This is a genomic window from Streptomyces flavofungini, from assembly GCF_014650815.1.
In the GTDB taxonomy this organism is placed as follows: Bacteria; Actinomycetota; Actinomycetes; order Streptomycetales; family Streptomycetaceae; genus Streptomyces; species Streptomyces flavofungini.
Genome location: NZ_BMVR01000002.1, coordinates 621,498 through 645,673 on the forward strand (window position 1 = coordinate 621,498; position 24,176 = coordinate 645,673).

Sequence of the window (24,176 nt, forward strand, 5' to 3'; positions counted from 1 at the left end):
CCGCGACTTCGTCCGCTCCATCAAGGCGGGCAAGGCGGACCACCTCCCTCCAGAGGAGATCTCCTGATCGTCGAGGGACCCGACGTGAACCCAAATGCAGCCAGTTGACGCCCAGTTGAAGCATTTCCCCGGCGCCGCCCGGCTGCCACACTCCCGGCATGGGATCGATCTTCGCGTTTCTCGCCGGCGTCAACGCCTACGATCCGCGGCTCGCCAGGCCCCTGCGCGGCTGCGTCAACGACGTCACCGCTGCCCGCGAGCTGCTGACCCGGCGCACGAGCGGCGCGGCGCGGACCGCCGTGGTGTGCGACGGCGAGGTGACCGTGGACGTGGTCGAGGACGGCATCCGGCGCTTCCTGGGCGCGGCGGGTCCGGGTGACACGGCGCTGTTCTGGTTCTCGGGGCACGGCACGCACACCTGGGCTGCGGGCGCCGACCTGCTGATCGAGGCGACCGGCCGCAACCAGGCCCTGCTGTGCGCCGACGGCCCGTTGTCCGACAAGCGCCTCGGCGCGCTCCTCGGCGCGGTGGCCGCGCGTGGCGCGCACGTCGCCGCCGTCCTCGACTGCTGTTTCTCGGGCGGTGCGACACGGGAGCCGGAGGGCCTCGTCGCACGGTTCGCGCCCACGCCCGCCCCGGCGGCGGCGCCCGGCACGGATCCGTCGCACCCGCGTGCGCCGTGGGCGGCCGAGGGCCGGGACGTGCCGGTACGCGAGGACGCCGGGCAGCACGTGCTGCTCGCCGCGAGCCGGCTCGACCAGCTGTCGTACGAGGGGCAGTTCGGTGGCCGACCGCACGGCGCGTTCACGTACACGCTGCTCGGTGCGGTCCGGGACGCGGGGCCCGACGTGACGTACCGGAACCTCCTCGCGGCGGCGGACGCGCGGGTGCAGCGCGGCGGCGTCGGCCAGCAGCCGGTGCTGTTCCCGGCGGCTCCGGGGGGCGTCGCGGACCTGCCGTTCCTGGGCGGGGCCGTGGCCCGGGTGCCGGGTCCGTATCTGCTGCGGCTCGGCGCGCGGGGGTGGGAGGTCGACTGCGGGACGGGGCACGGGCTACGGGACGGGGCGGGGGCGTCGGGGACGGAGTTCCGGGTCGTGGGGGATGAAGGGGTCGGGGACGAGGGTGTCGGGGGTGAAGGGGTCGGGGACGAGCCTCTCGGGGATGAGCGTGTCGGGGACGGAGGGGAGATCGGGGGCGCGGCTGAGGGTTCCGCGCGGGGCCGGGAACCCCAGGCACAGGAACCCCAGGCACAGGAACCCCAGGCACAGGAACCACGGGCACAGGAACCCCAGGCACAGGAACCCCAGGCACAGGAACCACGGGCACAGGAACCCCAGGCCCGGGTGCTGCGGGCGCGCGAGGTGCACGCCGACCGTTCGCTCGTGGACCCGCTGGGGTGGGAGCCCGACGCCGGGCGGGTGTACCCGGTGGCGCTGTCGGCGCTGGCGCTCGCGCCCGCGACGGTGACCTTCGACGCGGCCTCGGGCGGGACGCGTGCGGCCGAACCCGACGGCAGCCGACTCGCCGCCCTGGAAGCCGACTTCAGGCACGCCCTCGCGACCTCCGGCCCGGGCGACGGCCCCTCCCCCCTGCTCCGCCCGACCCCCGCCCCCACCGGCACAGCCGCCCCCGCCGACGCCGCCGACCTCCACTTCCGCGTCGCGCCCCGAGACGGCCTCGCCCACGTCCTGCGGCGCGACGGCACCCCCTTCACCGCGCCGCTGCCCCTCGCCGGGCCCGGCGACGTACCGCGGCTCGTGAGCTGCCTGGCGCACCTCACCCGCTGGCATCAGATCCGCGATCTGGCGGCGCGCCCCTCGGTGCTCGACAACCTGGTCCAGGTGGAGATCGCTCCGTGGGGCGCCCCGCCGGGGCAGGTCCTGGTGCCGGACGGCAGTGGTGAGATCGTCTGCGCGTACGCGCCGGAAGGGGCGGAGCCGCGTGAGCCCTGGGTGTCCATCCGGCTGCACAACCGGTCCCCCGGGCGCACCCTGTGGTGCCTGCTGCTCGACCTCACCGACAGCTATGGAAGCCATTCCGCGCTGTTCCCCGGCCACTTCATCGGTCCGGGCCGCACCGGGCACGCGCTGGACGGCGAGCCGGTGCAGTTGTCGCTGCCCGCGTCGCGGCCCGCCGTGCCGGGGGCGTCGGCGCGCGACTGGCTGAAGCTCGTCGTCGCCGAGGGCGAGCTGAACACGGTGCCGTTCCACCTGCCCTCGTGGGACGCGGACCGCTCGGGGGCGCGGGACGCCGTCGTCGACTTCGGCGCGGGGGCGCTGCGGCTCGACCCGCCCGAAGCCGCTCACGGCCGCGACCTGGGCGGCGTCACCTCGGGCTCCCCCGGCCGCTGGACCGCCCGCACGATCAGCGTGCGCACCGTCGTGCCGGGCGGCTACTGACCGAGGTGGGTGAACCCCGCCCACGCGCTCAGGTCGTCCGGGTCGATGTGCCGGGCCCGGAACGCGAGGGACGGGGGCAGCGTGGGCGGCAGGACCCGGTCCGGGTCGACCATCCACAGCTGGGCGCGGCGCAGGGCCCGGGCGGGCGGCTCGCCCTCGGCCCTGAGGTAGTGGTGGGCCATGAACATCAGGACCGACGTGGCGTCGTCGGGCACCGGCCAGAGGGAGCCCACGACGGACCGCGCGCCCGCCACCAGGAACGCGGTCGCGAGACTGTACGCCTCGTTGTGGCCGTGCCCGGAGACATGGCTGCGGCAGGCCGCGAGCAGGACCAGGCCGAGCCGCCCCCGGCGGCCCGCGCCCACCGCCTCGGTGAGTTCCTCGGCCGACAACTCGCCGCCGTACAGGCTCAGGTGGGAGCTGCGCCGGGCGCTGGGCGTGACGGCGGCGTGGCAGGCGAGGTGCAGGACGGCGCTGTCGTCACCGCCGTCGCGGGTCAGCCAGGACACCACCTCGTGCGGCGTCCCGGGACCGGCGCCGCCCCCGCCCGCGCGGCGCCCGAGGAACTGGCCGCGCGGGTAGAAGACACGCTGTACGGCGTCCGCCTCCTCGCCCGCGTACCGCAGGTCGCCGGTGGGGTCGCCGACGACCAGGGCGGCACCCGTGTGCGGGACGGCGGGGCGTGCGGCCACCTCGCAGAGCAGCCGCGCCGACGCGGCGTACGAGATCTCCGCCTCGGCGAGGGCGTACCGGCGGCGGCCGTCGGGGCCGTCGGTCCAGGCCGCGTGCCAGGGCACCTGGCCGAGGGTGCCCATCGGGACGAGCACCAGGCGCGGGCCGAGCCCGCCGGGGGTGGCGAAGGTGTCCAGGAGCGGCCCGACACCGGCGTGCCAGGCCCAGCCGCAGAGCCGGTCGAGCTGGGTCCGCAGCGGCTCCGGGCGGTGGGCCGGGGCCGCGCCGGGCACGGGGCCGAGGTCGCGGGCGGCGACGGCGCCGGGCCGGTAGTCGCGCAGCGGCGCCGCGTCCTGGGTGAGCCGGGGCAGCGGCACGGTGTGCACGTCGGCGCGGCAGGTGACGACGACGGCGGTGCCGCCGATGTCGTCGGACGCGGGCACGAGGTAGACCAGGGCGTCCTTGCCGTGGATGCGCAGCGCCGCCGCGATCTCGGCCGTCGTGGGCGGGGTGAGGAGCCGGTCCTGGGCGCCGTCGGAGCCGGTGAGGGCGGCGAGCACGCGGCGGCGCAGCGCACTGGGCACGGTCGGCGCGGCGGCGGCCGGGTCGCGCGCGGCCTCCGCCCCGGACTCCCGCCACTGCCGGGCCAGGTCCTCGTGTCCGGTGGCGGCGAGTCGTTCGGGCACGGTGCTCGACGTGGTGGCCGCGTGCAGGACCAGGCCGCGGCAGGCGTCGAGCGCCCGCACCGCCTCGGCCGGGGTGTTGTCGCGCAGACACCAGGCGGCGACTTCGAGTGCGGCGTCGGTGGCCTGCGCGGCGGCCTGTGCGGCGTGGTCGGTGCCGGACTGCAGGAGCGCCGCCCAGGTGTGGCCGCGCAGGGCGTCGAGGCCGGTGCGGCGGGCGGTGTCGTGGTCGCCGCGCAGGCGCTGGGCGTGGGCGAGCGCGCGGCCCGCTTCGGCGTAGAGGCGGTGCTCGGGGCCGCCGCAGCCGTGCAGCGCCGTCTCCAGGAGGCCGACGCCGCTCGCGAGGGAGCGGGCGCGGGCGGCGGGGTCGGGCTCCGCCTCGGCGAGGGCGCAGTGGCCGCCGCCGAGACCCATGGCGTACCGCAGGCTGTCGTCGCTGCCCTGCTCGGCCAGGTCGTACGCCTCTTGGAGCAGGTCCATGGCGTCCTGGACCGCGGCCGGATCCCAGGGGGCGGCGGCGCGGGCCATGCGCGCGGCGCCGCTGTCGCCGAGGACCCGGGCCCGGCGGTCGCGCGGCAGGCGGCGGGCCTCGGCGCGCAGCCGGTCCGCGCCGAGCCGACCGGCCAGGGGCGGTGCGTCGGGGACTCCGAGGGTGCGGGCGAGCAGGTCGCGGGCGAGGAGCAGGTCCTCCAGGACGGTGCCGAGTTCGGCGCGTGCCGGGTGGTCGTCCGCGAGGCCGTCGCGGGCCTCGACGGCGACGCGGATGCTCCGGTCGGCCGCGGCCACGTCGCCGCGCGCCACGGCGTCCTGGGCGTCGACGGCGGCGTACTTGGCGTCCATGAGGCGGCGGTTGTGCTCGGTGATCTGCGGGCTGTGGCGCAGTTGCGCCCACTTCGACCGGGCGGCGTCCCGGTCGTCGCGGGTCGCGGCGTGCTCCCCGCGCGCGCCGAGGGCCTCGATGTGGCCGATCTCCGCGGCGTGCCGGTGGTGCCGTTCCGCGTCCGAGCCGGTGTCGCCCTCGTCTCCGGCGGCGCCCGGCGCTCCGGTGGCCGGGCGGGCTCCGGCCCGTGTGAAGTGGTCGATGATGTCGTCGAACCGGTTGTCGAGTCCTGCCATGGAGTCCCGCAGCCGTACGTTGCCGACCGCGGCGTGGGCCTGCCGCTGCCAGTCTGGGTCGTCCGGGCGGAACGCGAGGACGCAGGCGATCAGCGCGTCCTTCTCCTTCGCCCGGTCGAAGAACATCGGCATGTGCGGCATGTACCGCAGCATTTCGAGGGCCGCCTCGGCGCGCTTCTCCTCGGACTCCGTCCTGCTCCAGGCGGCGAACGCCCGGTCGAGGCGGGGGACGAGCTCGTCCGTCGGCGTGGCGCCGGACGACCAGCCCGGCATGCCCTCGACACCACCGCTGTGGTCGAAATAGAGGAACCCCTCCTCCACCGCGCCCATCACCCCTTGGATGGCGGCGGACATGGCGTCGCCGGAGTCCGGGACGAGGCCGCGTTCGTGGAGGACGAACCGGGCCCAGCCGGCCATCATCTGCCCGCCCGCGTGCACGGCGCGGGACACCCGGTCCTCGGCCCGGCCTTCGGCGAGGATCACGTCCGCGAGTCCGGCGACTTCGTGGAGGCGGCGTACGTCCCCGTCGTCGTAGTAGCGCGCCTGGAGGAACTGGGCCAGACACAGCGCCGTCCTGGCGACGCTGCCGTCCCGCTCGGGCCGCCAGGCGGCGATCGCGCGCCGCAGCAGGGCGATGGCCCGGTCACGGCCCTCGGCGTCACCGCGGTGCGTCGCCCGCTCGTAGAGGATCTTCCCGAAGCCGTCGAAGTGGCCCGGGCCGAGCAGCGCCTCGTACTCCGGGTCGTCGAGCACGTGGAGCACCTGCCCCTCAAGGGCCTCGGCCTGCTGCGGATCGGGCCAGGTGCTCCAGACCGCGCCGCGGACGTAGACGGAGCGGAGCACCGCGTCCCGCACCCAGGGCGGCTCGTCCCCGGGGCGCTGCCGCACCTCGCTGAGCGCGCGGTCCAACTCCGCGGCGGCCTCTTCCAGCCGGGCCCGCTCGACCGTCCTGTCCACGAGGCTCCCGGACGCGAACGCCAGCTCCGCCAGCGCGACCCCGAGGCCGTACCGCACCTGCTGCAGGTCGCTGGACGGATGGCCCGCGTCGAGGACCGCCGCGTAGTGCGCGGCGGACGCCTCGGCGTCGGCGGCGGTGCCGCCGTGCCGCAGCTTGCGCTGGAGGTACAAGTGGCCCTGGTTGGCGCGCATGCCGAGGACGACGGCGTCGTCGAGGCCCTCGCAGCGGGCCGCTTCCTCGTACCGGCGCAGTGCCTCGTCGAGAAGTCCGGGCCGCGGGTCGGCCTCGTAGCGGAACGCGGCGACGTGGGCGTACGAGGCCCGCCACAGGCTCCAGTCGGCCGAGTCGCCGGGCGCCAGGAAGGCCGCGTCGAACGCCTCGGCCGCCCGGCCCAGGTCGTCCGGGCGCCAGTCCTCCATGAACGCGAGGAGGCCCAGGAACCCGGCGCGGCCGTACAGTTCGGGCGCGTCCGCGTCGTCGGGGGCCAGGCCGGAGAGCACGTCGAGGAGCTCGTCGCGCTCGGCGCGGAGGTCGTCGGCACGGGTGGGGTCCGCGGCGTCTGCAGTGGTCACTCGTGGCCTTCGCAGGAGGAGAAGGGCGGGCCGGGGGCCCGCGCCGGACGGGAGGGGGCGGGGTTCACGGCGCGATGCGGACGAAGTACGGCTCCAGCAGGGAGTCGAGCCACTCCTGGCCGTCCCGCGTGCCGAAGTCCACGACGCCGTCCTCGACGACCTCGACGGTCCCCGGCGGGCACCGGTCCCCGAAGAGGACCACCGCCCGGTCGCCCGGCTCCCGCTTGGAGGCCCAGACGAGGCCCTGTGCCCAGGGCTCGGTGTGGCCGCGGATCCAGTGCGCCCAGTCACGGGTGTACGCGTACTCGCCGGCCTCGGTGTGCACCAGCCAGCTGTCCTGGTGCACGGCGGCGAGGTCCCGCGCGGTGGCCAGGGAGACGACGTCGACGTCGGCGGCGAGCCGCAGGGTGCTCAGGCGCCGCTGTTCGACGCCCACCCGGGGCAGCAGCCGCGGCCCGCCGTCCGGGTCGAAGGGCAGCGAGCGCAGCAGGCTCTCGCAGACGGCGGCGGCCGTGCCGGTGCCCGCGTAGAGGTAGGCGTACGGATCGCAGGAGGTGCCGTCGAACCGGCCGCCCCCGTACAGGCAGTGGGAGGGGTGCGGGTTGAAGGCGGTGGCGTCGCGGTGGCGGGAGTGCACGCGGTACAAGGTGGTGCCGCGCGGGAGGGTCGCCTTCGTGGGCGTGCCCTGCGGCCGTGCCGGGGGGCGGTAGTTCGGCACGTCTACCCCTCCTCCATCAACAGCCGCGCGGTGTCGGCGAGTCGGCGGTCCCGGCCGGTGTCGAGGAGCCGGGCGGGGCGGGCGCCGAGCCAGGCGTTGTCCGACAGCCACCAGTCGGCGGCACCCCACGGGTCCCGGTCGGCGGCGAGGTGGGTGTTGACCTCGATGACGACGGGCCGGGCGGCCCCGGCGCCGGTGAACTGGAACCGGGGCAGGCGCGGCCGTCCGCCCGCGCCGGGGAGCCGGATGAGGCCGGGCAGGCCGGGGTCGCCGCCGAGCCGTGTCAGCGCTTCGGCGTCCCACGCGGGGGCGGCGAGCAGCCGTTCCCGTACGGGTCCGAGCACCGGCCCGACCATGCGGTGCCCGTCGGTCAGCAGGACGGCGAGGTCCTCGGCCGAGAAGCCCTGGTAGGCGGGGTGCGGTTCGGTGTCGGGGGCGACGTCGACGAGACCTCCGGCGAGCCGCCCGTCCGGCCCGGCGTCGAACTCCTCCGGCAGCTGTCGCAGCAGCAGGGCGGCGGCTTCCTCGGCCGCGGCCCGCCGTTCGGTCTCCGGCACGCCCCGTCGGCGTACGACGGCGAGCAGGGCGGTGAGGGTGTCGCGCGGTGAGCCGGTGAGCCGGTCGGCCAGGCGGTGCCAGGCGGCGGCGGTGGCGGCCAGGACGACGTAGGGATTCACGGTTCTCCCACCCCTCTTGGGCTGCTCTCCTTGGCGTGCCTGGGCCGGTCCGCTGTTCCTGGGGGCGGGGGTGCCCCGGGGGTCACGGGGTGCCCCCGCCGCCGGGTCCGCCCCGGTCGCCGCCCGGTCCGCCCCGGCCGCCGCCGAGTCCGGCGAGGAGTCGCTCGACGAGGTCGGCGCGGGCGTGCCTGTTCACCACGAAGTGCACGTCGAGCGCGGCGCCGCGGACGAGTTCCGCCTCCACGGCCGCCCACAGCGCCGAGAAGCTCTCCAGCGGCGACAGGCCGCCGCGGCCCGCGCCGAGCAGGGGCAGGCAGACGGAGGCGAGCGGCGGCTCGGCGTGCGCGTTCTCCGCCGCGAGGAGCGCGAGGGCGCGGGCGACGCCGCGGGTCACGTCGGCGGGCTGGACGTCGTAGTCGTTGGTACCGGGCCGGGGCACGGCCACCGCCACGTGGTAGATCCGCCGGATGCCCTGCTCGGCGAGCGCCCCCGCCGAGGTGGCGGCGACCGTGCCGGGCAGGGCCTCCCGCCCCGGCGCCGCGTGCCGGGCGGCCCACCGCGCCAGTTCGTCGTGGACGCGGTCCTCGACGAGTCCGCCCGACGCGTCCCTGCGTGCCCCGGCCCGCCGCAGGGTCGCCGCCACGGACGACTTGTAGGCGGCGGGCAGCGAGAAGTAGGTGTTGGACGGCGAGAGGACGACGTCGACGTCCCGCAGGAGGTCCACCGAGTGGACGTGCACGGTGACGGGGACGGTGCGGTGGGCGAGGCGGACGGGGACGGTGCGGTGGGCGGGCGGGAGGGCGAGGGGGGTCGGTCGCTGCCCCGGGGAGGGGATGGCGGTGGCCGTCGACGCGTGCCCGGGGGCCGGGCCGCCGCCCTCCAGAGGTGCCTCGCCGAAGGGCCGCCGTGGCTGCCCCTCCGCCACCGGGGGCGCGGGCTGCGGGCCGCGCGCCGCGATGTCGACGATCCGCTCGGCTATCTGCCCGAGCACCATCAGCTCGTGGTGTTTGCGGAAGCGTTCGACGCTGACCCCGTACACCTGCGCGGCGCGCCTGCGGCGGGAGGACGCGGGCCAGTCCCGGGTGCCCTGGGCGAGCCCGAGGGTGAACTCGGCGGCCTCCTGGAGCGTGCCTCCGCCGACCGCGGCGACGGCGGTCCGCAACAGCCGTTCCACGGCCCCGCTGTCCGTCGGCTGCGCCGCCGCCGAGGGTAACTCGCGGCCGACGCGGACCAGTTCGGGTACGTCGAGTTCGCGCAGCCTGAGGAGTCCGGCACGCCGCACTCTCCTCACCTCCGCGAGAACCGATCCGTGATCGGGTGGACGGGGAGTGACCGGCATGGCGGCAAGGATCGCACCGCCCCACACCCACCACAAGCCCCGCCCACCCGGCTCCCCCCTGCTTCTCCATTGCACATGAGGGGCCGGTCGGGGACGGGGCGCGGCGGGGCGGTTCGGGGGCGGATCCGGGGCGAAGGCGGGGCGGTTCGCCCGCGACCGCCCTTGCTACGTCGCCGGGTACTTGCGGGCCGAGGTCACCTGGCACGAGTAGACGAGGCGGTCGTTGGTGCTGTAGGGCGCGTGCATCTTGACGGTCCGGTCGCCGCCCGAGGAAACGGTCGCCGTGTCGCTCCGGTAGGCGATGGTCCTGGTCGCGACCGCGGAGCTGGCGGACTGGCCGACCTTGAACACCACCGAGAAGGAGTACCGGAAGGCCTGGTCGGTGGAGGAGTTCTGGATGTCGACGTCGTAGTTGATCCGCCCGGTGCTGCGCTCGTAGCTGCAGTTCTGGCCGATCACCTCGCCGATGGCGTTCGGGTCGTACGTCGGCTGGCCGCTGCTGCCGCCGGAGCTGAGCCCGCCCGAGCCGCTGCTGCCGCCGGAAGTGAGCCCGCCCGAGCCGCTGGACCCGCCGGAGCTGAGCCCGCCGGACTCGCTGGAGCCGCCCGACGACGTGCCCGGGGTGTCGGGCAGTCCGCTGGGCCTCGGCGACAGCGAGGGATTCGGCATGGTCGGCATGGTCGGTGGCGCGGGCGCGTCGCCGCCGCCGAAGGCCTTGTCCTCCGGGTCGTCGGTGCAACCGGAGAGCACGGCGACGGCGGTGAGAGCGAGAGCGGCGGCGCCGACGGTGCGTCGAACACGCATGTACTGATCCCCCGAGTACTGAATTTCCGACAGTTCGCACAGAGCGGACGGTGCGAACAAGTGATTGAAAGGCGAAGAGCCCCGGGCAGGTTACCCGGTCGCTCCCGGAAATCCGTGGGAGGCCGCACCCGTAGCACTCCCGTTGCGCTCCCGTGCCCATCCTGTAGCTCACCCCGGCGGACTCGCCGGCCGTACGGCACCGCCCCGCGTCTCGGGCTCCATGGCCACGCGGACCCCTTGGTACCTTGACCGCTCCCGCACCCATGTGCAGCGAACACATCCACCATCGGGGGACTCATGAGCCAGTCCTGGCAGCCACAGCCGCCGCAGTACGGCCAGCCACCGCAGTACGGCCAGCCACCACAGCAACCGGGATACGGCTATCCGGGCCCGGGCCAGAACATGGCCCCCTACCCTCCCCAGCAGCCGATGCCGCACGGCTACCCCTACGCCCCCGGCTTCCCGCCCCCCGGCGGCGCGCAGCCGGGCAGGGCCTTCTTCCTCGGCCTGCTCATCTCGACAGGCCTCGGCCTTGCCTACGCGGGCATTCTGTTCGCCGGCCACGAGGACCTCTCCAGGGTGGGGCTCCAGGCCAGCTACCTGGCCTGTGCCGCGGTGCTCGCGGTGGTCGTGGGCGTGGTGACCGGCCGCACGGGCGGCCGCGGCGCCGGACCGCACGTCTGGGCCGCCGTCCTGGCCGCGCTGGGCGCGTACCTCGGCGTCGCCAACGGCTATGTGTTCACCCTGCTGGACATCGGCGGCACCGACCTGCTGGAGACGATGCTGGACAACGAGCCCATGGCTCCGCACAAGTTCTGGTGGAAGCGCCTCGACGCCGGCATCGCCCTCGCGGGCCTGGCCGTGGCCATGGTCGGTGCCTACACCGTGGCCCACGCGGTCAGCAAGAAGCAGCCGCACTGAGCATGCGAAGGGGGATGCGCGACCGGGTCGCCGCGCATCCCCCTTCAGGTACCGCCGGACAGCCGGTCACGTACCGCCGGACACCGGAGTCACGGCTACACGAACAGGCTCACCACCGCCGCCACCACGAATCCCGCGACCGAGAGCACCGACTCCAGGACCGTCCAGGTCTTCAGGGTGTCGCGCTCGGAGATGCCGAAGTACTTCGCCACGATCCAGAAGCCGCCGTCGTTGACGTGCGAGGCGAAGATCGAGCCCGCGGAGATGGCCATGATGACCAGGGCGGTGAAGGCGTTGGAGTAGTCGCCCTCGGCGAGCAGCGGCGCGACGATGCCCGCCGTGGTGACGATCGCGACCGTCGCCGAACCCTGGGCCACCCGCAGGACCAGGGAGATGAGGTACGCGAGGACGATGACCGGCAGGCCCACGTCGTTGAAGGTGTCGGCGAGGGCGCCCGCGACGCCGCTGCCCTTGAGCACGGCGCCGAAGACCCCGCCCGCACCGACGACGAGAAGGATGTTGCCGACCGGCTTCAGGGACGCCGTGGACACCGTCTCCAGGGACTTGCGCGACCAGCCGCGGCGGATGCCGAGCAGGTAGTACGCCATCAGGAGCGCGATCGTCAGGGCGACGAAGGGGTGGCCGAAGAACTCGATCACGCTGCGGAGGGTGGAGGGGTCGAAGGCAATGGAGGAGAACGTCGCCAGGAGGATGAGCAGCAGCGGCGTGCCGATGATCAGGAAGACGGTGCTCAGCGCGACCGGCTCCTCCGTCGGGGTCAGGCCCTGCGCGCGCTGCTCCTCGGCGACGGCCGCCTTCGCCTCCTCGGAGGCCTCCAGCATGTCCTGCGGTACGGGGACGAAGATCCGCTTGCCGATCCAGGCGGCGAAGACCCAGGCCGCGAGCACGGCCGGGACGCCGCAGACGACGCCCATGAGGATGACCCAGCCGAGGTCCACGTTCAGCAGTCCCGCGGCGGCCACGGGCCCGGGGTGCGGGGGCAGGAAGGCGTGGGTCATGGACAGGCCCGCGAGCAGCGGCAGGCAGTAGAGCAGGATCGACTTGCCGCTGCGCTTGGCGGCGGCGTAGACGATCGGCGCGAGGACGAAGATGCCGACGTCGAAGAAGACCGGGATGCCGAAGATGAGGCCGGTCAGGCCCATGGCCACGGGGGCGCGCTTCTCGCCGAAGAGGTCGAGGAGGCGCCTGGACAACACCTCGGCGCCGCCGGAGACCTCCAGGATCGCGCCGAGCATCGTGCCCAGGCCGATGATGATCGCGACATGGCCGAGGATGCCGCCCATGCCGGTCTCGATGAGGGAGACCGCGTCCGACTTCTGGACCGTGCCGAAGAGTTCGGTGACCGAGAGGCCCGCTGCCAGGCCGACGGCTATGGAGACGGCCAGGAGGGCCACGAACGGCTGGAGCCGGACTTTGATGATCAGGAAGAGGAGCAGCAGGATGCCGAGGGCCGCGACGGTCAGCAGGCCTGCCGTGCCGTCGATCAGGACCATCAGGCCACCGGTGTGCGGTGGGGTCTCTTGTGCGGGGGCGGTGGCCGCGAGCGTCGCGGACAGGGGGGAGGACGGGGACATCGTGGACCTCGTAAGTGCATGGGGCTTTCTTGGGCAGGGGGGATCGCGGCGCGGCGCCCCGGATGGGGGTCCCCCCTGCTCGAGCGAAGCCGAGAGCTTGGGGGAGTGGGGCGCGGCGCCGTGACGACGTGCGGCTTGCGTGGGGTGGGGGGTGCGGCGGGAGACGGGGAGGCCGGGTGCGGCCTCCCCCTCTCAGGCGCCGAAGGCGACTGCGGTCAGCCGAGTACGGCCAGCGCGTCGATCTCGATGAGCAGGCCCTTGGGCAGGCCGACGTAGACCGTGGTGCGGGCGGACGCCGGGGCCTTGAGGCCCTGCTCCTCGAAGTACTGGTTGTAGATCGCGTTCATCTCCGCGAAGTGGTCGACGTCCGTGAGGTAGACGCGCATCATCATCACGTCGTCCCAGGTGGCGCCGCCCTCTTCGAGGATCGCCTTGACGTTGGCGAACGTCTGGAGGGTCTGCTCGCGCAGGGTCGGGCCCGCGGGGGTGGGGGCCTTGCCCTCCTCGGCGGGCAGGAAGCCGACCTGCCCTGCGACCTGGAGGATGTTGCCCTTCTTGACGCCGTGCGAGAACTTCGCGGGCGGGGCGGTGTGGGTGGCGGGGGTGATGGCGGTCTTCTCGCTCATGGACTTGCTCTCTTCGTAGGGGTGTTACGGGGGTGCTTGACGCCGCCAGCCGACGGGTGCCGACGGTGCTGCCGAGTACTACTTCTCCGGGGCGTGGCCCGAGTACTCCCTGCTGATCGCCTCCGCCGTACGCCGTACCAGCGGCAGCAGCCGCAGGAGTTCCTCGGCGGTGACGACGACGTTCGGCGCGGACACCGACATGGCGGCGACGACCCGGCCGTCGGCGCCGCGGATGGGGGCGCCGACGCAGTTGATGGACTCCTCGTGGCCGCCGAGGTCGGTGGCCCAGCCCTGTTCGCGGACCTGCGCCAGCTCCTTGAGGAAGGCGGCGGCGTTGGGGGTGGAACGGGACGTGTACGCGGGATAGTCGAGCTTCTCCGCGAGGGCACGGCGCTCGGCCTCGGGGAAGTCGGACAGGAGCAGCTTGGCGACGGCGGCGACGGTGAGCGCGACGGGCTTGCCGATGCGCGAGTACATCCGGACCGGGTAGCGGCTCTCCACCTTGTCGATGTAGAGGACCTCCTGCTCCTCGTACACGGCGAGGTGGACGGTATGGCCGCACTTCTCGTTCAGGGCGAGGAGGTGGGGGTGCGCGATCTCGCGGACGTCGAGGTTCTCCACGGCCTCCTGGGCGAGGGCGAAGAGCCGGGCGCCGAGGCGGTAGCGCTGGTCGGACTGGCGGAAGACCAGGCCGTGTTCGTGCAGGGTGCGCAGCAGGCGCAGGGCCGTGGACTTGTGCACGCCGAGGCGGTCGGCGACCTGGCCGAGGTCGGCGGGGCCCTCGGCGAGCAGCGGCAGGATGGACAGGGCGCGGTCGACGGTCTGGCTCATGACGTACGTACCTCCTCGTCGGCCACGGCGGTGGCCCGGGTCGGGTCGGCCGCCGTCCAGCCGGGGCGAAGACGCAGTGTCTCCCAGGCGGCGGGGTCGAGGGCGGCGAGCGCGTCGGCGCGGTCGCGGGACGGCGGGGTCGCGAGGTCGCCGGGGACGGTGAGGGCGGCGGCGGCCATCAGGTGGCCGTGGCGCAGGCGGCGCTCGGCGGGCAGGCCGCGCAGGGTCGCGGAGAGGAATCCGGCGGCGAAGGCGTCCCCGGCGCCGACGGGTGCGACGACGTCGACGCGCAGGGCGGGGACGAAGGTGATGGTGTCGCAGCCCGTGGCGTGGTCGGTGGCGAAGACGGTCGCGCCGCGTGCGCCCTGCTTGACGACGAGCACGGCGGGTTCGGGCAGCGCGGCGCGGATCGCGGCCGGGCCGCCGGTGACGTCCCAGGCCGCGGCGGCCTCGTCCTCGCCGACGAAGACGAGGTCGGCGCCGCGGGCGAGGTCGAGCAGCACGTCCGCGCCGTCGTGCGCGCGCCACAGGCCGGGGCGGTGGTTGACGTCGAAGGAGACCAGGGAGCGGCGGCCGGGCTTGCGGTCGCACAGGTCGCGGACGAGGGCGAGGCAGTCGGCGGAGAGGGCGGCGGTGATGCCGGACAGATGGAGCACGCGGCCCGACCAGAGGGCGTCGTACGGCATGGTCGCGGGCGACATCGCGGAGGCGGCGGAGCCCGCGCGGTAGTAGACGACCTCGTGGGCGTCGGTGCCTCGGTCGTCGGCGGTGCGGAAGTAGATGCCGGTGGGGCGGTGCGGGTCGCGGCCGACGGCGGAGGTGTCGACGCCGTACCGGCCGATGGCCTCCACCAGGTGGTCGCCGAAGCCGTCGGCGCCGACCCGGCCGACCCAGCGGGTGCGGTGGCCGGCGGCGGCCAGGGCGCAGGCGACGTTCGACTCGGCGCCGCCGATGCCGCGCTCGAACGACGGTACGTCGGCGAGGCGGCCCGGGCGCGACGGCAGGAACGTCACCATGGACTCGCCCACCGCCACCACGTCGGTGTCCAGGGAGTTCGTGTCTCCGGCGGCGCCTGCTCGGGTCACGTCGGTGTCAGCCTCTCGCTCGCTTCACTCGCCCGCCGGATCCGTTGACCCGGCGTTGGCTCGGATGTTAGACAGCAGTAAGCGACATACGCAATGAACGTTGCATATTGTGCAACGCCCTCGCGGGAGGGTGTTGCGGAGCCACACTGAAGAGCCCGAAGAGCCGAGGAGGCGCCCCATGGCCGCCGACAAGCCCGCCCCCGCCGACCGCCGCGCGCACGCCCTCGCGCGCCTCGCCGAGGAGCGCGTCGACCACCGCTTCAAGGCGTTGCCGCCGGACGCCGACGGGCTGACCGTCGGCGAGCTGGCCGCCGAGCGCCGCAACCTCTTCACCGGCGGCTTCACCACCCCCGTCCTCGCCCTCTCCGCCGAGCGCCTCGAACACAACCTCGCGCTCATGGAGGAGTACGCCACCCGCCACTCCCTCGCCTTCGCACCGCACGGCAAGACGTCCATGGCCCCCCAGCTCTTCCAGCGCCAACTCGACCACGGCGCCTGGGGCATCACCCTCGCCGTCCCCCACCAGGTGCGGGTGGCCCGCGAGTTCGGCATCGGCCGGATCTTCCTCGCCAACGAACTCGTCGACGCGGCCGCGCTGCGCTGGCTCGCCGGAGAGCTCGACTCCGACCCCGGCTTCCGCTTCATCTGCTACGTCGACTCGGTGCCCGGCGTCGCGCTCATGGACGCCGCCCTGCGCGCCGCGGGCGCCCGCCGCCCCGTCGACGTCGTCGTCGAACTCGCCGCCGGCGACGGGGCCCGCACCGGCGCCCGCACCGAGGCCGACTGCGCGGACGTCGCCGACGCCGTCGCCGCCACCCGGACGCTGCGGCTCGTCGGGGTCGCCGGGTACGAGGGCGAGGTGCCGGACGCCACGCCCGAGCGGGTGCACGCGTGGCTGCGGCGGTTGGTGGCGCTGGCCGAGGAGTTCGATGTGGCGGGGCGGTTCAAGGGTCCGGACGGCGCCGGTGGGCACGGTCTGGACGAGATCGTCGTCAGCGCCGGGGGGTCGGCGTGGTTCGACGCGGTGGCCGACGAGTTCGCCTCCCTCCCCGCGCTCTCCCTGCCCGTCCTCAAGCTCCTTCGCTCCGGGGCGTACGTCTCCCACGACGACGGTCACTACAAGCACCTCACCCCCTTCAACCGCGTGCCCGAGGAAGGCGCCCTCCACCCCGCCTTCCGGCTGTGGGCGCAGGTCGTGTCCCGGCCGACGCCGGAGCAGGCCTTCGTCAACGCCGGCAAGCGGGACGCGGCGTACGACCTCGATCTGCCCGCCGCGCAGGTCGTCCGGCGTGCCGACGGGACGGAGGAGGACGCCGCGGGGGTCACGCTGACCGGGCTCTCCGACCAGCACGGGTGGCTGCGGACCGCCGCGGGCGCCGTGCAGGTCGGGGACTGGGTCGGGCTCGGGCTCTCCCACCCCTGCACGTCCTTCGACAAGTGGCAGCTGATCCCCCTCGTCGAGGCGGACGGAACGGTCACGGACTACATCCGCACCTACTTCTGACCGCGGCGGCATCCCGTGCGGGCGGGCCGGGGCACCCCCGAATCGGCGCTCCGCGCCTCGTCCTCAATCGCCGGACAGGCTCTCTCCCACCCACCCGCCCAACCTTGCACCTGCTGACCAACAGCCCGGCACATTGAGCCTGTCCGGCGATTGAGGACGAGGCCGCAGGCCGATCGGGGGCGGACCGTCCCACCCGCACCAGAAAGGCACCCCACCATGGACCTGGTCATCCGCGGAGCCCGCCTCATCGACGGCACCGGCGACGCCTCGTACACAGCCGACGTAGGCATAGCGGCCGGCCGCATCGCCGAGATCCGCAGAGAGGGCGAGGGCCCCCGCCCGACGGGCGCGCGGACCGTCGAGGCCGACGGCCTCGCCCTGAGCCCCGGCTTCATCGACATGCACGCCCACAGCGACCTCGCCCTGCTCCGCGACCCCGACCACAGCGCGAAGGCGGCCCAGGGCGTCACCCTGGAGGTCATCGGCCAGGACGGCCTGTCCTACGCCCCGGTGGACGACCGCACCCTCGCCCAGGTCCGCCAGGCCATCACGGGCTGGAACGGCGGTGCGCCCGGGGACACGTCCGTCGACTTCGACTGGCGCACGGTCGGCGAGTACCTGGACCGCCTGGACCGGGCGCACGGCGGCGCGGGCATCGCGGTGAACGCGGCGTACCTGATCCCGCAGGGCACGGTCCGGATGTACGCGGTGGGCTGGGACGACCGCGAGGCGACAGCGGCGGAGCTGGACCGGATGAAGGACCTGGTGGCGCAGGGCCTGCGGGAGGGCGCGGTCGGCATGTCGTCGGGCCTTACGTACACGCCGGGCATGTACGCGAAGGACGCCGAGCTGACGGAGCTGTGCCGGGTGGTGGCGGCGCACGGCGGCTACTACTGCCCGCACCACCGCAGTTACGGCGCGGGCGCCCTGGAGGCATACGCGGAGATGGTGGAGCTGACGCGGTCCGCGGACTGCCCGCTGCACCTGGCGCACGCCACGATGAACTTCGGCGTGAACAAGGGCCGGGCGCCGGACCTGCTCGCGCTCCTGGACGACGCGCTGGCCGCCGGGGCCGACATCACCCTGGACACGTACCCCTACACCCCCGGCTGCACGACCCTCGTGGCGATGCTGCCGAGCTGGGCCGGCGAGGGCGGCCCCGACGCGATCCTCGCCCGGCTGCGGGACGACGGGACGGCCGCGCGGATCCGGCACCACATGGAGGTCATCGGCGCGGACGGCTGTCACGGCGTGCCCATCGAGTGGGACACCATCGAGATCTCCGGCGTCTCCGACCCGGGCCTCGCCTCCTGCGTGGGCAAGACGATCAAGCAGTCGGCCGACATGCGCGGCGAGGAGCCGTGGGTCACGGCCCGGCGGCTGCTGATCAACGACCGCCTGGGCTCGACGATCCTCCAGCACGTGGGCCACGAGGAGAACGTCCGGGCGATCATGCGCCACCCGGTGCACACTGGCGGCAGCGACGGCATCCTGCAGGGCTTCAAGCCGCACCCGCGGGCGTACGGCACGTTCCCGCAGTATCTGGGCAAGTACGTACGGGAGTTGGGGGTGCTGCCCCTGGAGGAGTGCGTCGCGCACCTCACGTCACGCCCGGCGGCGCGGCTCCGGCTGCCCGACCGGGGCCTGGTGCGCAAGGGCTACCGCGCCGACCTCGTCCTCTTCGACCCGGACACGGTCGCGGCGGGCTCGACGTTCGAGGCGCCGCGCACACTGCCCGTGGGCATCCCGCACGTCCTCATCGACGGGAAGTTCGTGATCGAGGACGGCCGGCGCACGGACGTCCTCGCGGGACGTGCCGTGCGCCGGACCGAAACCTGATCCCCGAGAGGGTCAGGGCTTGGGCAGCGTGCAGCCCGGGCGGTTCAGGTCGATCTTGTTACCGGCCCCGACGCAGGGGACGATGGTGTAGCTCTGCTGGCCGTAGTTGATGCCCTGGCGGACGGTGACCTTGCCGTTCTCGTCGACCTCGCACGGGTTGTTGTCCGTGCAGCGCTCGCCGTTCTCATTGCCGGTGTTGTTGACGGCGACGACCTTGCCGGTCGCGTCGTCGACCACCGGCGAGCCCGACGTACCGCCGATCGTCTGGCACGCGGAGGTGTAGCGGACCGAGTCCTTCCAGGTCCACTGGCCCTCCTTGAGCCGGTACGCGAAGCCGTCGACGTTGCACTTGTACATCCGCTTCCAGTAGCCGGACACGACCGTGATGGCCTTGCCCTGCGTCGGACGCGCGGAGTCCAGTTCCAGCGCCTTGATGCCGTACCGGCTCTCGATGTCCTTGTACGTGCTGGTGAGCTGGTACAGCGAGACGTCCGTGTCGGTCATGGTGCCGTACGCGATCTTGCTGGCCCGCACGGTCCCCGCGTTCCCGCCACTGGCGTTCAGGAGCGTGAAGCTGCGGGACGACGCGCGGTCGACGATGACCTGGCCGGGGCCCGGGAATCCGGTCTCCAGGCAGTGGCCGTTGGACATCACGAGCGCGGGGTCGGTGGGCTGCGAGGACGGTACGCGGACGACGGAGCCGGAACAGTTGCTGAGCGCCACGGTGCCGGCGAAGCTCACGGCCTTCGCCTTGGCCTTGGCGGCCGCGGGCTGCGCCGTGGCGACGGGCACCGTCGCCGTCCGCTTGTCGGGCGACGGCGCGTCATTGCTGACGGCCGCCGCGGGCACGCTCGCCACGCCGAGGAGTACGGCGGTGAGTGCGGCTCCGACGAGAGGCTTGTTCATGTGGGGGTCCCCTCTGATGACTGTGTGACCGAAGGTCCTTCGGTTTTGTCATGCGCATTGTTGGGGTGTCCCGGCGCCGGGACAAGACCGCGTACGGCCAAGAAACAAGCCCCGCAGGGGCGGACGGCACAGGTGACCGAGCTCTCCCGCACAAGGCGCCCCCGCCCGAGTACGCTCGGCGACATGCAGGTGATCCAGTCGACCAAGCTCGCCAACGTCTGTTACGAGATCCGCGGCCCGGTGCTCGAGGAGGCGATGCGGCTGGAGGCCGCGGGCCACCGCATCCTCAAGCTCAACACCGGCAACCCCGCGGCCTTCGGCTTCGAGTGCCCGCCGGAGATCCTGGAGGACATCCTCCGCAACGTCGGCGACGCGCACGGGTACGGCGACGCGAAGGGCCTGCTCGCGGCGCGGCGCGCCGTCGTGATGCACAACCAGACCCTCGGCATCGAGACCGACGTCGAGCACGTCTTCATCGGCAACGGCGTCTCCGAGCTGATCGTGATGGCCATGCAGGGCCTGCTCGACGACGGCGACGAGGTCCTCGTCCCGGCGCCCGACTACCCCCTGTGGACCGCCGCGGTCTGCCTCTCCGGCGGCACCGCCGTGCACTACCGCTGCGACGAGCAGGCGGACTGGATGCCGGACCTCGCCGACATCGAGCGCAAGATCACCGACCGCACCAAGGCGATCGTGATCATCAACCCGAACAACCCGACCGGCGCGGTCTACGACGAGGCGATGGTGCGCGCCCTCACCGACATCGCGCGCCGCCACAACCTCCTGGTCTGCTCGGACGAGATCTACGACAAGATCCTGTACGACGGCGCGACGCACACGCCGACCGCCGCGGTCGCCCCGGATCTGCTGACGCTGACCTTCAACGGCATGTCGAAGGCGTACCGCGTGGCCGGGTACCGCGTCGGGTGGATGTCGGTCTCCGGGCCGAAGGCCCACGCCGCCTCGTACATCGAGGGCCTGACGATCCTGGCGAACATGCGCCTGTGCGCGAACATGCCGGGCCAGCACGGCGTGGTCGCCGCGCTCGGCGGGCGGCAGACCATCGACGATCTCGTGCTGCCGGGCGGGCGGCTGCTCGAACAGCGCGACACCGCGTACGAGCTGCTGACCCAGATCCCCGGCGTGACCTGCGTGAAGCCGAAGGGGTCCCTCTACCTCTTCCCGCGGCTCGACCCGAAGGTCTTCAAGGTCAAGGACGACCGGCAGCTCGTCCTCGACCTGCTCCGCGCCGAGAAGATCATGGTCGTCCACGGCACCGGCTTCAACTGGCCCGAGCCCGACCACTTCCGCGTGGTGACGCTGCCGACGGCGCCGGACCTGGCCGACGCGGTGACCCGGATCGGGACCTTCCTGGACGGCTACGGCCAGCCGTAGCCCCGCTTTCCAGGATCCAGTCAACTTTAGACAGAATCTAAGCTAGGATGGCTTTCAAGTAACCCGCTTGGAGGCCATCTCATGTACGAGCCGATCCGCACCAAGTCGGTCCATGCCATGGCCGACCCGGGCGACTTCCCGCACCGCACCCGCGAGGAGGAGCTGGACATCCAGCTCGCCGGACACCTCGCCGCGCTGCTCGCGGTCACGGACGAACTGCGCGGGCTCACCCCGTCGGCGGGGCTCGATGCCGCCGCGGAGCAGCTCGCGTCCCAGGTGACGCGGCTGCGGGGCGGGCTGCCGCCCGTCCGCGCGGGGGTGGTCGCCGCCATCCACGAGCCGCATGTGTCCGGCCTGCACCAGCGCGCCCACGCCCTCGCGGGCCGGGCCCTGGTCGTGGCCGCGTCCCGCGCCGACACGGCCGCGGCGATCCTGGCCGCCGAGCGCATGGACGCGCACGCGGCCGCCGCCCACCTCGTGGGCGCCGCCTGAACGACCCCGGGCCGCGCGCCTCAGCGGCGCGCGGCCCGGGTGTCATGAGGCTCGGCCTCGCTCCCGCTCAGCCGAGGCGGGCGACCAGCTCGCGGTACTCGTCCCACAGCTCCTTGGGGGTGTGGTCCCCGAAGGTGTTGAGGTGCTCGGGCACCAGCGCGGCCTCCTCGCGCCAGACCTCCTTGTCGACCGTGAGCAGGAACTCCAGGTCGGCGGCGGGGAGTTCGAGGCCGTTCGTGTCCAGCGAGTCGGCCGTCGGCAGGATGCCGATGGGGGTCTCGACGCCCTCGGCCCTGCCGTCGAGGCGGTCCACGATCCACTTCAGGACACGGGAGTTCTCGCCGAAGCCGGGCCAGACGAACTTGCCGTCCGCGTTCTTCCGGAACCAGTTGACGTAGTAGATCTTGGGCAGCTTCGCCTGGTCCCCCTTAGCTGTCGCAGTGGCACCGACCTTGACCCAGTGGGCCATGTAGTCGCCCATGTTGTAGCCGCAGAACGGCAGCATGGCGAACGGGTCGCGGCGCAGCTCGCCGACCTTGCCCTCGGCGGCGGCGGTCTTCTCGGAGGCGACGTTCGCACCGAGGAAGACACCGTGGTTCCAGTCGAAGGACTCGGTCACCAGCGGTACGGCGCTCGCGCGGCGGCCGCCGAAGAGGATCGCCGAGATCGGCACGCCCTTGGGGTCCTCCCACTCGGGCGCGATGATCGGGCACTGCGCGGCCGGGGTGGTGAAGCGGGCATTGGGGTGCGCGGCCGGGACGCCTGAGTCCGGCGTCCAGTCGTTGCCCTTCCAGTCGGTGAGGTGCTTCGGAGTCTCCTCCGTCATGCCCTCCCACCAGACGTCACCGTCGTCCGTCAGCGCGACGTTGGTGAAGACGGAGTTGCCCCACAGCGTCTTCATGGCGTTGGCGTTGGTGTGCTCGCCGGTGCCGGGCGCGACGCCGAAGAAACCGGCCTCGGGGTTGATCGCGTACAGGCGGCCGTCCGCGCCGAACCGCATCCAGGCGATGTCGTCGCCGATGGTCTCGACGGTCCAGCCGGAGATCGTGGGCTCCAGCATGGCGAGGTTGGTCTTGCCGCAGGCCGACGGGAACGCGGCGGCGACGTACTTGGACTCACCGGTGGGCGGCGTGAGCTTCAGGATCAGCATGTGCTCGGCGAGCCAACCCTCGTCGCGCGCCATGACGGACGCGATGCGCAGGGCGTAGCACTTCTTGCCGAGCAGCGCGTTGCCGCCGTAGCCGGAGCCGTACGACCAGATCTCGCGGGACTCCGGGAAGTGCGAGATGTACTTCGTGGAGTTGCAGGGCCACGGCACGTCCGCCTGGCCGGACTCCAGCGGGGCGCCGAGGGTGTGCACGGCCTTCACGAAGAAGCCGTCGGAGCCCAGCTCGTCCAGGACCGGCTGCCCCATGCGGGTCATGGTGCGCATGGAGACGGCGACGTACGCGGAGTCGGTGATCTCGACGCCGATCGCGGACAGCGGCGAGCCGAGCGGGCCCATGCAGAACGGCACGACGTACATCGTGCGACCGCGCATGGAGCCCCGGAAGACGCCGCCCTCGCCGCCCGCGCCGGAGAAGATCTCCCGCATCTCCGCGGGGGCCTTCCAGTGGTTGGTGGGCCCGGCGTCCGCCTCTTTCTCGGAGCAGATGAAGGTGCGGTCCTCGACGCGCGCGACGTCGGTCGGGTCGGAGGCCGCGTAGTAGGAGTTGGGCCGCTTGATCGGGTCCAGCTTCTTGAAGGTGCCCTTGGCCACGAGCTCCTCGCACAGGCGCTCGTACTCGGCCTCGGAGCCGTCACACCAGACCACGCTGTCCGGCTGGGTCAGTTCGGCGATCTCGTTCACCCAGGACACGAGTGCCTGGTGGTCGGTGGGGACGGTGCCCACGGACGTCACTGACAGGGGAGCCGCGATATCGCGCGCCACGATTGCTCCTATACGAGGGTTTTGTGGTTGGGGCCCCGTGGGGGCTGCGACCCGGATGCTTCACTGCTTCGATCTTCCTGGCGCTCATCCGGTGCCGACCGCACTCATTTGATCATCCGACGCATATGCGCATCTGTCCAGAGTGCCTCACAACTGAGCGGCGTGAGCATTGCCACTCCCGGCCGCCCCGCTTCTCCCCGCCCCTCCCAGACTCTGCCCGCCCCTCCCCACCCCGCCCCGCTCCCCCGGCCCCTCCCGCCTCTCCCAGCTCCCCCAGCAGGGCACCCCCGCCCCCCGTGACCGTGAGTCCCGCCACTAGTACCCTCTTGATGCGTCACTTTTGATACCTAACTTACGGTTCCGTAGGTACGATGCCGCCCATGACTTCACCCGTCCCCGACGCGCTCGTGAACTCCCCCGCCGGCGACGCCGACCCGGCCGCGGCCGACACGTCCGCGCCCGACCGTCCGGTGAAGCCCAAGCTGCGCGGCTGGCTGCACGCCGGGATGTTCCCCGCGGTGCTGGTCTCCGGCCTCTTCCTGACCGCACTCGCCGACTCCACGCGCGGCCGCATAGCCTGCGGGATCTACGCCCTCACGGCCTGCCTGCTGTTCGGCGTCAGCGCGCTCTACCACCGCGGCGACTGGAGCCCCCGCGCGGACGGCGTCCTGCGCAGGCTCGACCACGCCAACATCTTCCTGATCATCGCGGGCACGTACACGCCGCTGACCCTGCTGCTCCTGCCCGACGCCAAGGGCCAGTGGCTGATGTGGGGCATCTGGGCGGCGGCCGCGGCGGGCATAGTGTTCCGGGTGTTCTGGGTCGGCGCCCCGCGCTGGCTCTACACCCCCTGCTACCTGGCCATGGGCTGGGCGGCGGTCTTCTTCCTCCCCGACTTCCTCCGCACCGGCGGCATCGCCGTCCTGGTCCTGGTGATCGTCGGCGGCCTGCTCTACAGCGTCGGCGGGGTGGTCTACGGCTTCAAGCGCCCCAACCCCTCCCCCCGTTGGTTCGGCTTCCACGAGGTCTTCCACTCGTTCACGCTGGCCGCGTTCGCCGTGCACTACGTGGGCATCTCGATGGTGGCGTACCAGCACGCCTGAGGTGACGCGGG

18 protein-coding genes are annotated in these 24,176 nt (G+C 73.3%); 7 read left to right on the forward strand and 11 right to left on the reverse strand.

Features of this window, described 5'->3' with window-relative positions; genetic code table 11:
• Positions 1-158: 158 nt before the first annotated feature.
• Positions 159-2,399 (forward strand): caspase family protein, encoded by a 2,241-nt coding sequence (locus tag IE274_RS39290; RefSeq protein ID WP_229909275.1) that lies wholly within the window; start codon positions 159-161, stop codon positions 2,397-2,399.
• Here the strand turns inward: IE274_RS39290 and IE274_RS06555 are convergent.
• The 5 genes from IE274_RS06555 to IE274_RS06575 form a co-directional block, all read right to left on the reverse strand.
• Positions 2,393-6,400 carry a CHAT domain-containing protein gene (locus IE274_RS06555; RefSeq protein WP_190114599.1) on the reverse strand — a complete coding sequence of 1,336 codons (4,008 nt, stop codon included), beginning with the start codon at positions 6,398-6,400 and terminating at the stop codon, positions 2,393-2,395. The two genes, IE274_RS39290 and IE274_RS06555, sit on opposite strands and share 7 nt — an antisense overlap.
• Positions 6,401-6,464: 64 nt before the next feature.
• A complete protein-coding gene (locus tag IE274_RS06560) occupies positions 6,465-7,118 on the reverse strand; it encodes an RES family NAD+ phosphorylase (RefSeq protein WP_190114600.1) in 654 nt (217 codons plus the stop codon).
• A 2-nt stretch (positions 7,119-7,120) separates the two neighbouring features.
• Positions 7,121-7,795, reverse strand: coding sequence for a hypothetical protein (locus IE274_RS06565; protein WP_190114601.1), 675 nt, complete (start codon positions 7,793-7,795; stop codon positions 7,121-7,123).
• A gap of 82 nt (positions 7,796-7,877) precedes the next feature.
• Positions 7,878-9,134 (reverse strand): macro domain-containing protein, encoded by a 1,257-nt coding sequence (locus IE274_RS06570; protein WP_229909276.1) that lies wholly within the window; start codon positions 9,132-9,134, stop codon positions 7,878-7,880.
• A 165-nt stretch (positions 9,135-9,299) separates the two neighbouring features.
• Entirely contained in the window at positions 9,300-9,938 is a 639-nt protein-coding gene (locus tag IE274_RS06575) for a hypothetical protein (RefSeq protein WP_190114602.1), read from the reverse strand.
• A gap of 297 nt (positions 9,939-10,235) precedes the next feature.
• Between IE274_RS06575 and IE274_RS06580 the strand changes: the two genes are divergently transcribed.
• Positions 10,236-10,859, forward strand: coding sequence for a hypothetical protein (locus tag IE274_RS06580; RefSeq protein WP_190114782.1), 624 nt, complete (start codon positions 10,236-10,238; stop codon positions 10,857-10,859).
• A gap of 95 nt (positions 10,860-10,954) precedes the next feature.
• Here the strand turns inward: IE274_RS06580 and IE274_RS06585 are convergent, their stop codons facing one another.
• The 4 genes from IE274_RS06585 to IE274_RS06600 all read right to left on the reverse strand — a co-directional run bounded on the left by IE274_RS06585 (position 10,955) and on the right by IE274_RS06600 (position 14,996).
• Entirely contained in the window at positions 10,955-12,454 is a 1,500-nt protein-coding gene (locus IE274_RS06585) for a GntP family permease (protein WP_190114603.1), read from the reverse strand.
• 215 nt (positions 12,455-12,669) lie between these two features.
• Positions 12,670-13,080 carry a RidA family protein gene (locus IE274_RS06590; RefSeq protein ID WP_190114604.1) on the reverse strand — a complete coding sequence of 137 codons (411 nt, stop codon included), beginning with the start codon at positions 13,078-13,080 and terminating at the stop codon, positions 12,670-12,672.
• A gap of 78 nt (positions 13,081-13,158) precedes the next feature.
• Positions 13,159-13,911 (reverse strand): IclR family transcriptional regulator, encoded by a 753-nt coding sequence (locus IE274_RS06595; protein ID WP_190114605.1) that lies wholly within the window; start codon positions 13,909-13,911, stop codon positions 13,159-13,161.
• Complete coding sequence (locus IE274_RS06600; RefSeq protein ID WP_190114606.1) at positions 13,908-14,996, reverse strand: sugar kinase; 1,089 nt, start codon at positions 14,994-14,996, stop codon at positions 13,908-13,910. Before IE274_RS06600 ends, IE274_RS06595 begins: the two co-directional genes overlap by 4 nt.
• Positions 14,997-15,174: 178 nt before the next feature.
• Here IE274_RS06600 and IE274_RS06605 point away from each other — a divergent pair, with 178 nt between their 5' ends.
• On the forward strand, positions 15,175-16,500 hold the full coding sequence (locus IE274_RS06605; protein WP_190114607.1) for an alanine racemase: 1,326 nt from the start codon (positions 15,175-15,177) through the stop codon (positions 16,498-16,500).
• Between the two features lie 216 nt (positions 16,501-16,716).
• The gene (locus IE274_RS06610) at positions 16,717-18,339 is read left to right on the forward strand and encodes an N-acyl-D-amino-acid deacylase family protein (protein WP_190114608.1); all 1,623 of its coding nucleotides are present in this window, start codon (positions 16,717-16,719) and stop codon (positions 18,337-18,339) included.
• Positions 18,340-18,351: 12 nt separating this feature from the next.
• Here the strand turns inward: IE274_RS06610 and IE274_RS06615 are convergent, their stop codons facing one another.
• Entirely contained in the window at positions 18,352-19,245 is an 894-nt protein-coding gene (locus IE274_RS06615; protein ID WP_190114609.1) for a S1 family peptidase, read from the reverse strand.
• A gap of 183 nt (positions 19,246-19,428) precedes the next feature.
• On the opposite strand from IE274_RS06615, the gene IE274_RS06620 reads away from it, so the two are divergent.
• Positions 19,429-20,640, forward strand: coding sequence for a pyridoxal phosphate-dependent aminotransferase (locus tag IE274_RS06620; RefSeq protein WP_190114610.1), 1,212 nt, complete (start codon positions 19,429-19,431; stop codon positions 20,638-20,640).
• Positions 20,641-20,721: 81 nt separating this feature from the next.
• Positions 20,722-21,132 (forward strand): SCO4983 family protein, encoded by a 411-nt coding sequence (locus IE274_RS06625; RefSeq protein WP_190114611.1) that lies wholly within the window; start codon positions 20,722-20,724, stop codon positions 21,130-21,132.
• A gap of 67 nt (positions 21,133-21,199) precedes the next feature.
• Here IE274_RS06625 and IE274_RS06630 read toward each other — a convergent pair whose 3' ends face one another.
• Positions 21,200-23,062, reverse strand: coding sequence for a phosphoenolpyruvate carboxykinase (GTP) (locus IE274_RS06630; RefSeq protein ID WP_190114612.1), 1,863 nt, complete (start codon positions 23,060-23,062; stop codon positions 21,200-21,202).
• A 380-nt stretch (positions 23,063-23,442) separates the two neighbouring features.
• On the opposite strand from IE274_RS06630, the gene trhA reads away from it, so the two are divergent.
• On the forward strand, positions 23,443-24,165 hold the full coding sequence (trhA, locus tag IE274_RS06635) for a PAQR family membrane homeostasis protein TrhA (protein WP_190114613.1): 723 nt from the start codon (positions 23,443-23,445) through the stop codon (positions 24,163-24,165).
• Positions 24,166-24,176: the final 11 nt, after the last annotated feature.